This window comes from Gilliamella sp. X-60 (assembly GCF_057063585.1).
This window is the reverse complement of sequence record NZ_JBXSQJ010000012.1, coordinates 1-11,868: the sequence shown is the minus strand read 5'-3', so window position 1 is coordinate 11,868 and position 11,868 is coordinate 1. Positions and strand designations below refer to the sequence as shown.

Annotated in this window: 14 protein-coding genes; 7 read left to right on the top strand and 7 right to left on the bottom strand. The window is 34.9% G+C overall.

Features of this window, described 5'->3' with window-relative positions; all coding sequences use genetic code 11:
• Window positions 1-18 precede the first annotated feature (18 nt).
• Genes ACYIAM_RS07505 through ACYIAM_RS07475 form a run of 7 tightly spaced genes read left to right on the top strand, consistent with a single transcriptional unit; the run spans window position 19 to window position 2,852 of the window.
• Complete coding sequence (locus ACYIAM_RS07505) at window positions 19-540, top strand: host-nuclease inhibitor Gam family protein (RefSeq protein ID WP_483747833.1); 522 nt, start codon at window positions 19-21, stop codon at window positions 538-540.
• A 2-nt stretch (window positions 541-542) separates the two neighbouring features.
• Entirely contained in the window at window positions 543-686 is a 144-nt protein-coding gene (locus tag ACYIAM_RS07500; protein ID WP_483747832.1) for a hypothetical protein, read from the top strand.
• Complete coding sequence (locus tag ACYIAM_RS07495) at window positions 679-888, top strand: hypothetical protein (protein ID WP_091123248.1); 210 nt, start codon at window positions 679-681, stop codon at window positions 886-888. The genes ACYIAM_RS07500 and ACYIAM_RS07495 overlap by 8 nt, the downstream gene beginning before the upstream one ends.
• A complete protein-coding gene (locus tag ACYIAM_RS07490; RefSeq protein WP_483747831.1) occupies window positions 878-1,567 on the top strand; it encodes a DUF2786 domain-containing protein in 690 nt (229 codons plus the stop codon). The genes ACYIAM_RS07495 and ACYIAM_RS07490 overlap by 11 nt, the downstream gene beginning before the upstream one ends.
• A complete protein-coding gene (locus ACYIAM_RS07485; RefSeq protein WP_483747830.1) occupies window positions 1,568-1,969 on the top strand; it encodes a gp16 family protein in 402 nt (133 codons plus the stop codon). It begins immediately after the preceding gene.
• 10 nt (window positions 1,970-1,979) lie between these two features.
• Window positions 1,980-2,486 carry a hypothetical protein gene (locus ACYIAM_RS07480; protein WP_483747829.1) on the top strand — a complete coding sequence of 169 codons (507 nt, stop codon included), beginning with the start codon at window positions 1,980-1,982 and terminating at the stop codon, window positions 2,484-2,486.
• A gap of 3 nt (window positions 2,487-2,489) precedes the next feature.
• Complete coding sequence (locus ACYIAM_RS07475) at window positions 2,490-2,852, top strand: Mor transcription activator family protein (protein ID WP_483747828.1); 363 nt, start codon at window positions 2,490-2,492, stop codon at window positions 2,850-2,852.
• A 203-nt stretch (window positions 2,853-3,055) separates the two neighbouring features.
• On the opposite strand, the gene ACYIAM_RS07470 is transcribed toward ACYIAM_RS07475, so the two are convergent.
• The 7 genes from ACYIAM_RS07470 to vgrG form a co-directional block, all read right to left on the bottom strand.
• Entirely contained in the window at window positions 3,056-3,217 is a 162-nt protein-coding gene (locus ACYIAM_RS07470) for a hypothetical protein (protein ID WP_483747827.1), read from the bottom strand.
• A gap of 148 nt (window positions 3,218-3,365) precedes the next feature.
• Window positions 3,366-4,388, bottom strand: coding sequence for a hypothetical protein (locus ACYIAM_RS07465; RefSeq protein WP_483747826.1), 1,023 nt, complete (start codon window positions 4,386-4,388; stop codon window positions 3,366-3,368).
• 13 nt (window positions 4,389-4,401) lie between these two features.
• A complete protein-coding gene (locus ACYIAM_RS07460; protein WP_483747825.1) occupies window positions 4,402-5,421 on the bottom strand; it encodes a hypothetical protein in 1,020 nt (339 codons plus the stop codon).
• A gap of 14 nt (window positions 5,422-5,435) precedes the next feature.
• Window positions 5,436-6,452, bottom strand: a complete 1,017-nt coding sequence (locus ACYIAM_RS07455; RefSeq protein ID WP_483747824.1) for a hypothetical protein — start codon at window positions 6,450-6,452, stop codon at window positions 5,436-5,438.
• Between the two features lie 7 nt (window positions 6,453-6,459).
• Window positions 6,460-7,482 carry a hypothetical protein gene (locus tag ACYIAM_RS07450; protein WP_483747823.1) on the bottom strand — a complete coding sequence of 341 codons (1,023 nt, stop codon included), beginning with the start codon at window positions 7,480-7,482 and terminating at the stop codon, window positions 6,460-6,462.
• Window positions 7,483-7,511: 29 nt separating this feature from the next.
• Complete coding sequence (locus tag ACYIAM_RS07445; RefSeq protein WP_483747822.1) at window positions 7,512-10,130, bottom strand: YwqJ-related putative deaminase; 2,619 nt, start codon at window positions 10,128-10,130, stop codon at window positions 7,512-7,514.
• 2 nt (window positions 10,131-10,132) lie between these two features.
• On the bottom strand, window positions 10,133-11,868 hold a 1,736-nt coding region (gene vgrG, locus ACYIAM_RS07440), incomplete at its 5' end, for a type VI secretion system tip protein VgrG (RefSeq protein WP_483747821.1).

Below are 11,868 nucleotides of genomic sequence, written 5' to 3'. Positions count from 1 at the left end.
CGAATAGGAGCTATAGAAATGATAAAAACTAAAAAACGTATTAAAGCTACCGCATCAATCTATGTTGTGCAATCTAAAGAACAAGCATCAGAAGCAATTAAATATTTAGGCGATATACAGCGTGAATTAATCCGATTAGAAACCGAAATGAACGACAAAATCGCAGATATTATAGAAAGTTATTCATCAAATATTGAAGTATTAAAAAAGAAGTCAGCAGAAATACAAAAAGGTATCCAAATTTGGTGCGAAGCAAACCGTGATGAATTAACCAACAATGGTAAAGTTAAATCAGCCAATTTAGTTACTGGTGAAGTGCAATGGCGCAATCGCCCACCATCATGTGTTATTCGTGGTTTAGAAACGGTTATAGAAACACTGAAAAAACTAAAACTGGAACGATTTATTCGTACAAAAGAAGAAGTTAATAAAGAAGCTATTTTAAACGAACCAAATGCAGTAGCACATGTTCCTGGCATCACTATCAAAAAAGATGTAGAGGATTTTGCGATAGTGCCATTTGAACAGGAGGTTATCTAATCATGCAAACACAAGATTATTATATTTTGCATCAATTTATATTAAGCCAGACAGCTAATTTTATAGCTCACTGTAAAGAATATGGTTTATCTGAGTTTGAAGCGGATCGCATCATTGACGATCTTGAGGAATTAGCAAATGGCTAAATTCTCTAGCCCTAAGCGTTATATGCCCGACCATTATATTTCAATCAGTCATGAACATTCATTTATGCGTGAAGTGACTGGTCAGGGCTATGTTGATGGAAAGTTGTATGATGAACTTTATGCTGAATATGTAAAATTAAAATCAGCTAAAACATTAAAACAGCGTTTTGTTAGTTTTTTAAGGTGTTTTTATGACAAATAATAATGAAAAGTATATTGAAAAAATCAAAAAACTTTTAGCATTAGCAAAATCAACTAATCCACATGAAGCCGCAATTGCTATGAATCAAGCTATCAAATTGATGGTAAAACATAATATTAGTAATAAAGATGTGGAATTATCTGAAATTGAGGAACATGTGTCAAAACATGCTCCTTCAAATGCAGAAAAACCACCAAGATATTTTTCAATATTAGTAAGTATCATTACAAGCGCATTTGGTGTTCGAGCTTACTTTACTTGGGAAAACAGTAAAAGAAAGGTTTCATGTTATGGACTTAGGGAACGACCACAATTAGCAGCTTATACCTTTGACGTTTTAAGTGTTCAATTAGTTAAAGCTCGAAAAGAATTCTTATCGCACCAAAATGGTAATTGTAAAAAAATCACTAAAATCAACCGAGCTGATGCTTTCTGTGTTGGCTGGGTTAATGGTGTTTATCAATTAATTGAAGATTTTGCAATGACTGATGAGGAACTAAATCTATTAGCTGAATATAGAAAGACCAAAGATTTATCACCAGCTAAGGTTAGAGATGCTAAAAAGTGTAATGGTTCAGATTCTTCACAATTTATTGGTTACTTACAAGGTAAAACCGCTCAATTGAATCATGGTGTATCAAGTTCAGGTTATTCTCCATCACTAATAGGGGTTAAATAGATGAAATCTAAATATATCAAACTGATCCATATTGCAAAATCTCAACTTAATCTGGATGACGATACCTATCGTCATCTATTACTGAATATAACTAAAAAAACTAGCACCAAGGATATGACTGTTTGGGAACTGGAAAAAATTCTAAATAACCTTAAATCAAAAGGTTTTAAAGTTAAATCATCAAAAAAAACGGGGAAGATAACTGCTACAGAACCAGTTCATAAAAAAATACGATCATTATGGCTAGCACTAGCTGATGCAGGTGAAATCAAAAATCGTTCTGAAAAAGCTATCAATTCTTATGTAAAACGTATTACTGGTGTTGAAGTGATGGATTGGCTTACCAAAAAACAAGCAATGGTTGTAATTGAAAGCCTAAAAAGTTGGCAAGCACGCATATAAAGGAAGAAGTATGAAATTAACACGTTGCCCAATTTGTCATAACGAAATTAATTTAGAAGCATTAGTCGAAGATGATTCTGGCAGAGAACTACTTATATTAGTAAGTAATTTAAACTATGGCTGTGCTAAACCGATGATAGCCTATATTGGTTTATTTCGTACTCAAAAATCAAATTTAAGTAATTCTAGAGCAGTAAACTTAATTAATGAAGTTCTAAAATTATATCAACCAAGCAGGCATCTAGCTCACGCACTACGGGAAACAGTTAATAATATTCACGCAAAGCGTGCATTGGGTGAATACAAACCGTTTAAAAATCATAACTACTTAAAATCTGTTTATGAATCAACTAAACATTTATTTGCATACGTTGAACATAAAGAAGAAGACAAACCAAGTCGTAGTAGTAATGAAGAATATTTTGAACAGATGTATAGGGCTGGTGTTGACTTTAGTAAATTAGAAAAAAATATACCGGGCGCACTAGATTGGTATAAGAAGAAAACAGGAGCGTAAATTATGACTAAGTCTGCAATGTCTATTAAACGTCATGAATTACTAACACATGTATCATTATCTGTAGCTAACGATGCGATGGATTACGGTTTACCTGAAGATATTGCAGCACAGTTAGGTGATAGCATTGCAAATACAATTTCAGAACTATTTGGAGGTCAAAACTTCACCTTTCCGCGTGATTATATCTTCAAACTTAACCAACGTGACTTGCAAATCTATGACGCATTTAAAGGCAATAACTACGCAGAACTAAGTCAAAAATATAAAATGACAGAACGAGGTATCAGAAAAGTAATTGACCGAGTTCATAAACGAATGATAAAAGAAAAACAACCAACACTGTTTGATTTTAATGACGCCTAATTAATTTTAGAGCAAAATTTTTTAGGCAATTTTTTATTTCATATTTTGTAACACTCTTTCAAAAAACAATTTCATTATTTCCCTGTTTATTTTGTTATATCCCATTTATCTCATCATTCTGTTATTATTTATCATGTTCTATTTCAGTTTGTTCTGCTTGTTGTGTGCTATTTTGATTGTTCGCCTGTGATAGTATGGATTCATCAATACCAAACATGTTTTTTTAATGTTTTTTTAAATTCGGCTTTTTGCTCGGCCACATTTTTAAAGGCATTTTGACTCTTATTTTTAGTAACTAATGCACTAAATTTTAACCATTTTTCAAGATCATTATCAGTAATATACCAGATTAACCCTTCAATCATTAAAGCAAGTAAGTTGGGTTATTCTGATGGTAATAAGCCTGTTCACTAAAAAATGCATCATTTAAAAAGTAAAAAAGTCAATAAGTAGTCATTACTACGCTTTTCTAGTTGATTGAGTTCTATTCTGACTATCATGATTTTTTATCTGTTAAGTGAGCTGTTGTTTTAAATTATCCGGTAAATATTTCTCGAAAATATTTTCATCGTCATCCTCTAAAATGACGTCAATAGAGCAACTTTCTTTCAATAAGAAGAGTGCCGAGGCTAACTCAAAAAAGCGTTGTTTTTGTTGTTTAATGAATAAAGGCTTATCATTTTCATCAATTTTCCATTCTGATATTTTTAATTGTTGCAAAGATTGCAATTGCTGCATTTTTGTTATAGTCAAAGGTTGAACATTAGTGTGATATAACTCTAACTGCTTAACCTGATTTAAAAGCCCACGATCTAACAATTGGTTAAATAAAGTATCCTCAATTGACCAGATAGATAGGTTATCGGCAAAAATATCTTGTTTTGCCAATAAATCATCAAAGGTTTTAAAATCAAGACCTAAATCATCTCTAGGTACTAATAGTGAAACATAAACATAATCATCTTTTATAATCACTTGTTTAATCTGTTTTTGCTCATTAAAATACAATTCTAAATTGCCTGAATGATCTGTTCCTGCATAATCTAAATAGCGTGATTCAATCCTTTTATATGCATTATTTTCCCATTCTAAATACCACTCTCGATCGCCAGTTGTTTCGGTAATATCAATGTCATTTTTTTCGTAACGTTTTAATCTACCAGTACCATCAGCAAAAAAACTGATATATTCAACTAACCAACTGTTAATAAATATTGCTTCAGCCAATACAAAACCAAATCTGTATTCATATGCGATACCAGTGAATGGTTGTCCTTGAAAATAGTATGGCAATTGATTCATCTCATAATCAAAATATTCACCACTGTTCAATAAATCATAATCAATTTTAATCATACCATCGGCTTGTAAAGCGCCATAATCTCGACTACCTATAATAACGCCATCGGTGATTTCGTATACCTGATAAAGCTGATTATCACGATGATCATAAGCTTCGCCATTAAATGGCGTATCGTTATAAAAGTAGTCATTACTGCGCTTTTCTAGTTGATTGAGTTCTATTCTGACTATCATGATTTTTAATCTGTTAAGTGAGCTGTTGTTTTAAATTATCCGGTAAATATTTCTCGAAAATATTTTCATCGTCATCCTCTAAAATGACGTCAATAGAGCAACTTTCTTTCAATAAGAAGAGTGCTGAGGCTAACTCAAAAAAGCGTTGTTTTTGTTGTTTAATGAATAAAGGCTTATCATTTTCATCAATTTTCCATTCTGATATTTTTAATTGTTGCAAAGATTGCAATTGCTGCATTTTTGTTATAGTCAAAGGTTGAACATTAGTGTGATATAACTCTAACTGCTTAACCTGATTTAAAAGCCCACGATCTAACCATTGGTTAAATAATGAATCCTCAATTGACCAGATAGATAGGTTATCAGCAAAAACATCTTGTTTTGCCAATAAATCATCAAAGGTTTTAAAATCAAGACCTAAATCATCTCGAGGCACTAATAGTGAAACATAAGCATAATCATCCTCAATAATTGCACGACTGATCTGTTTTTGCTCGTTGAAATATAATTTTATGTTGCCTGAATGATCTGTTCCTGCATAATCTAAATAGCGTGATTCAATCCTTTTACATGCATTATTTTCCCATTCTAAATACCACTCTCTATCGCCAGTTGTTTCGGTAATATCGATATGCTTTTCTTCGTACTTTCTTATCCGTCCTGTACCATCAGGATAATAACTAATATCTTTTACAATCCAACCGTTAATGCATAGAGATTCACCTAATAGGAATCCTGAAGAGTAATCATAAAATAAACCAGTAAAAGGTTTTCCTTGATAAGTATAAGGAATATCATTCATTTCATAATCAAAGTCACCGCTATGTAGCAATTCATAATCGACTTTTGGCTGACCGTTAGCTTCAAAAAAGCCATAATCCCGACTACCTGTAATAACGCCATCGGTGATTTCGTATACCTGATAAAGCTGATTGTCACGATGATCATAAGCTTCGCCATTAAATGGCGTATCGTTATAAAAGTAGTAATTACTACGCTTTTCTAGTTGATTGAGTTCTATTCTGACTATCATGATTTTTTTATCTGTTAAGTAAGCTGTTGTTTTAAATCATCCGGTAAAAATGCCTGAAAATAATCAATTCTGCCGTCATTAAAGGTTATTTTGATATTGCTATTTTGTTGTAAGGCAAATAAGGCAAGCGCTTGTGCTCGATATTGCTGTTTTTGTTTTTCGGCATGAACAAGATCCGTTTGATATACTGAAATCTCTTGATAATTTAATGTTTGTAAAGATGGTAATTCAGCTAATCTTGCAATGGTTGAAAGCTCAATATTTGCATGGTATAACTCTAATTGCTTAACCTGATTTAACAGTCCACGATCTAACCATTGGTTAAATAATGAATCCTCAATTGACCAGATAGATAGGTTATCGGCAAAAATATCTTGTTTTGCCAATAAATCATCAAAGGTTTTAAAATCAAGACCAAGATCATCTCGAGGCACTAATAGTGAAACATAAGCATAATCATCTTTTATAATCACTTGTTTAATCTGTTTTTGCTCATTAAAATACAATTCTAAATTGCCTGAATGATCTGTTCCTGCATAATCTAAATAGCGTGATTCAATCCTTTTACATGCATTATTTTCCCATTGCAAATTCCAAGTTCTATCGCCAGTTGTTTCGGTAATATCAATATGTTTTTCTTCGTATCTTTTTATTCGTCCTGTACCATCGGGATAATAACCGATAGTTTTAACAAACCAACCATCAATACACAAATGTTCGACTTGTACAAAACCAAAACTATATTGATAACATAAACCTGTAAATGGTTTTCCTTGATAAGAATGACGGATGTCGTTCATTTCATAATCAAAGTCACCGCTGGTTAACAAATCATAATCGACCTTTATCATACCATTGGCTTCAAATACACCATAATCCCGACTACCTGTAATAACGCCATCGGTGATTTCGTATACCTGATAAAGCTGATTGTCACGATGATCATAAGCTTCGCCATTAAATGGCGTATCGTTATAAAAGTAGTCATTACTGCGCTTTTCTAGTTGATTGAGTTCTATTCTGACTATCATGATTTTTTTATCTGTAAGTAAGCTGTTGTTTTAAATTATCCGGTAAAAATGCCTGAAAATAATCAATTCTGCCATCATTAAAGGTTATTTTGATATTGCTATTTTGTTGTAGGGCAAATAAGGCGAGTGCTTGCGCTCGATATTGCTGCTTTTGTTTTTCGGCATGAACAAGATCCGTTTGATATACGGAGGCTTCTTTACATTTTAATGTTTGTAAAGAAGGTAACTCAGCTAATCTTGCAATGGTTGAAAGTTCAATTTTAGTCTTATATAACTCTAACTGCTTAACCTGATTTAAAAGCCCACGATCTAACCATTGGTTAAATAATGAATCCTCAATTGACCAGATAGATAGGTTATCGGCAAAAATATCTTGTTTTGCCAGTAAATCGTCAAAGGTTTTAAAATCAAGACCTAAATCATCTCGAGGCACTAATAGTGAAACATAAGCATAATCATCTTTTATAATCACTTGTTGAATCAGTTTTTGCTCATTAAAATACAATTCTAAATTGCCTGAATGATCTGTTCCTGCATAATCTAAATAGCGTGATTCAATCCTTTTACATGCATTATTTTCCCACTCCAATAACCACTCTCTATCTCCGATTGTTTCGGTAATATCGATATGCTTTTCTTCATAACTGCCTATTCTGCCAGTACCATCGGGGTAATAGCTAATACTTTTAACAATCCAACCACTGCGATACAGCGATTCACTTAAAACAAATCCGTGACGATAACTAAAAGATAAACCTGTAAAAGGTCTCCCTTGATAAGTATAAGGAATATCATTTATTTCATAATCAAAATCACCGCTATGTAGCAATTCATAATCGACTTTTGGCTGACCGTTAGCCTCAAAAAAGCCGTAATCTCGGCTACCTGTAATAACGCCATCGGTGATTTCGTATACCTGATAAAGCTGATTGTCACGATGATCATAAGCTTCGCCATTAAATGGCGTATCGTTATAAAAGTAGTAATTACTACGCTTTTCTAGTTGATTGAGTTCTATTCTGACTATCATAATATGGATTCCTTAATTTTTTACTCTATTTAATCATCAACCCTTCCGGTTGGAATGTGAATGCCTTTTGATTTGGATAGAATACCACTACAGTGTCGGCAGGCTGGGAATGCTTTACCTTGCTCATATTCGGTTAAGCGAATGGTATACACTTCAATTTTGTCTAGATATTCGTCAACATTTTTCCCTTTTGCCTCTAATTGTTGAAATACATTATTGGTGGATAGCACTTCAGCATGCATTCCCGGCAAGCCATCAATTATACGAAACTGTTGATTATTAGCAATAAATTCTCTAATTAACCTTTCGGTGGTCGAGTGCATATCAGTAAAACCTGAAGTAACATTAGGGTACAAGCTTTTCGATTTTTGATAAGAGTCTTTCAATAATTCCATATATGCGTCTGCATCAATAAATCGGTAATAAGTTGCATCGATCGCTTCAACAAGTTTCACTCTACCATTTTTTAACTCTTTATAATATGGCACTTCTAAATTATAAAAATTGGCTTGCGAAACAATTCCTTCGACTTCGCAACGAGTTTGAGCTAAGGCTTTTCGTTTTGTTATTTTTTCAGGATTTATTTGATTTTGTTTCCAAGCTGCCAACTCATCTTCTAACTCTTTCTGACCTTTCTTTTTATTTGCATGGTTGGTATAAACCGTAGTTTTACTTTCGGATTCACTTGTGTTCGATTTTCTTGTGCCTGAATCTAAATCGGTTGTGTCGGTAATTGCCCCTTTTTTTTCATTTAATGATGAGCGCTCTTTACCTTTAGTTAAATTTTTATTCAATACTGTATCAAAATATTCACCCGGTACCGCTTTTGCTTTGTTTTCCATACTTAATAGTTCCCACTTTTGTGGGTATATAGCAGATAACATCTTTTTTACGCCGTTATCATCAGTAATTTGGGCTGAAAGTATTTTGCTATATTGCGTATCTTTTGTGTATGGCATTAAACTGGGTATCTCATCGGCAATATTTGATACCGTATTAGGCAAAGCAGGTAATACCTGATTTTGTGTTTCCACTCTATTGGGTACTGGGGATGACTCTGTTTTTTTGCTCGGTATTTTACTTTGTATCTCATAGGGCGAATTTTCAATACCCGTTTTGGGGAAATGTTCTTCACCTGAAATATATCGATCTATCTTTTCCAGACTCATCGTGGTTTTGGAGGGAGACGGATCATTCTTTAATGCAGTAAGGTTTTTTTTGCTTCCGTGAATACTTACTGTGATAAGTACCCCATCAATAATGCCTCGCTTGATTAGTGCAGAGATTTTAGATAATTTGATATCGGCTGGTAGCGTTTTATTGTTCATCACCGAATAAACTGCTTCGGCTAGTTCTTCAGTTATCAAAATGCCTTGTAATGAATCTGCACTTATTTGACCTATTAATGTGATTTTAACGGCTTGTTTTTGATTAATATTAGTTAATAATAGTGTTTTACTACTCCATTTTGCCGATGCGATAATTGTGCCACCAGCAAACACATTAGAAACTATCGTTAAGATGTCAAATGAATCATCTTTCCAATTACTAAACCCTTCGCTATGCCGATCGGAAATATTGATAACAGCCGAGGTAGTTGACGCCGCAATCGATGACCATATTAACCCTGATACCACTCTTGAACCTGGCACTGGAGCAACTAATGTAATGACACCAGCAACCACCATTGCCGCAAATCCTAATGATGCTAAGGCATCAGATAAGGTATCTGAATCACTTTTGCCATCTGTATCAAAATTAATTTCGATACCACCATAAATAATCTCTTTCCCTAAGATAATCCGATTATCATCATCAAAAGTGACTTCTTTTGCGACGCCAAATAGTTTATCTACTGCTGCATAGCCTTTAATAATTCCTTCTGGGTAACGGTTATCTTTATCCCAACATTCAAGTGCTTGCTTAATGGCGTCTTCTTTTGTTTCGCCTTTGCCAACATAGACGCCACAAAATGACCGATCGACTGGGCTAGTCCAGTCAATTAAATGAACTTCGTTATCATTATAAAAATAGCCCACTCTTAATGACATATCTTCACGTTCACCATAAATGCTTGAAATATGTTTAACGTGAACTTGTCCAAAGTTTTCGCGACAATTAGATGGCACTTTATCAAGCAAAAATTTGAGTTTATCCTTAAAGAGTTTTAACGATTCCATTCGATTTTGATAAGCCTGTTCATCCTCGGCTGATAGCTGCTGTTGCTTTTCTTGCAATAAGATCCAGTCAATTTGCTGAGTTAAATTTTTATAAAAGATAAATGGGTTTTCTGATTCTTCGGCAGTATTTGTGGAATACGCAACGCTTTGTTTTGCATTAATCACATTTTGGATATATTCAATATATTCCTTTCGATTACCGTATATTATTTCGCAAACAATTTTGTGACGCCCTTCAATAGCCCATTTGACTTCGTTCCATTGAGTTGAATTTTGAGGTCCATTAATAACTTTTCCCAGATATTTATCATGGGTTCTGAACGAAATATGGTGATAACATTTCCATGAAGCCCGAATTTGTTCAAGCGCAGGCGCATCGGGATTGATTCTTTGTAAAGAAAAAGACATGATCTTTCCACGTATCACATTAGTTAAATTCGGTTTAGCCACAATTCGATAATTTTGCATGGTTATTCCTTATTTATAGATATTTTATATTTAGTCGTTTTGATATCTGCTTTTGCAAATAAATAATCGGTAGCCAATTTATCTTTGTGGTAAGGCCCTAATGCTTGGTAAATATCTTTTACCATGTCTTTTCCATAAATTTCCTTATATGCATCAATTGTCATTTCAATGATATTTTTGGAATAAGTTAAATACCCAATCATTTGTTCTGAATTTATCGTTTCAATGGCTTTATGCAATCGTTGAGCATTGGCTTTCGCTAAAATGTCATCATCATCTGGAAATTGATAATAATAGTCCATATTAGGAGGGACACGTTTTAATACCACTTTTCCTTCGCGATCTAAACGACCTTGTCTAAATTCACCATTATCAAAACGGACTTGATATTTAGTCGTTGGAATTGGGTAACCATCATCGGTTTCAAGATACAGCGTTATTCCTTCTTGTTTATCCTGTGCGGTGAAAGTTTGAGGAATAGCACCTGATAAAAGTGTCGATTTATAATCTAACGACGATACCCCCATCTTCTGCATCACATTGCATTTAAGATAGATATTATCCTGTGTGCCCAGTTCGATGCCTTCACTGCTGATTTTGATATAAGAGCCACCGCAAATTAGAGTTAATTCATCGCTCGCTGTGATAGTCACCTTACCATCGACACTATCCACTTTGATATCTTGTTTGGCAGCCATATTGAAGTTGGCGTTTTGGGCTTGCACCTCGATATCGCCTTGGTTGGCAAATAGTTTCATCCCTGATTTTTGGGCAAATAAACCAATCGCTTCAGCCGATGATAGGGTGATATTTTTTAAGGCGTTGATATCGGTTTGGTTTTCACTGGTTAAGGTCAGGCTGTTAGCTGTCGATAGTTGGATGTTTTCAGGGCTGGTTAGGGCGATGCCTTCTTGCGCATAGGCCAGTAAGCCACTTTGGGTTAGCTGAGTTAAGTTGGCTTTAAGTTGGTCTTGGCTGTCGGTATCGGCGCTGTGCGCTTCGGACTGGGTGGCGGCATTTTGTAGCGCTTTAGCAATGGAGAGGGCATTCTCAATTTGGGCAATGGCCGCTTGCATATCAAGCTGTTTGCCTTGGGCTTTAGGCTGGGTTTGGGTGGTTAAATATAAGCCTCTATTGGCGGCAATCGCACCCCATTCATCGGTGCGTAGTTCAAAACCTTCACCGCGGGGTTGTTTTTTTTCGTTAACTAAGTGACCGATATTAAGTTGAGTTTTTCCGTATTCGGTAGCCAGTTTGATATGCTCTTGCCCACGTTTATCATCCATGCGCAGTTTGTTATTAGCCGGCGTGCGAATCACATTGCGGTGTTTGTTAATGGTGGTAACAAGGTCGGGGTGAGCACTGTCATGCATCGCATGGGCAATATACGGCCTATCTGGATTGCCCTGCATAAAGGCAATGGCTACTTCAGTGCCGTCAATTAACGGAAAGTGAAAACCATAGGTGTTACCCGCATACGGTTTGGCTAAACGTACCCATAAGCTTTCCGTGCCACTTTTCCATTCTTTCAGGTCGACATTAAATTTAACCCGATAGCGCCCTTGCGGGTCGATATAACCATAGGTGTCATGATTAGGACTGGTGACACGAGCAGGTAAAGTGCCACTGACTTGCGGCCAACGTATGGGCGCGGGACGATAGGGTTTTAAGGCTTGATAAGGAATGGCGGTAAAGGTGAGTTCATAAGCATCAGTGCGGTTACCCTGCCCCTGTACAC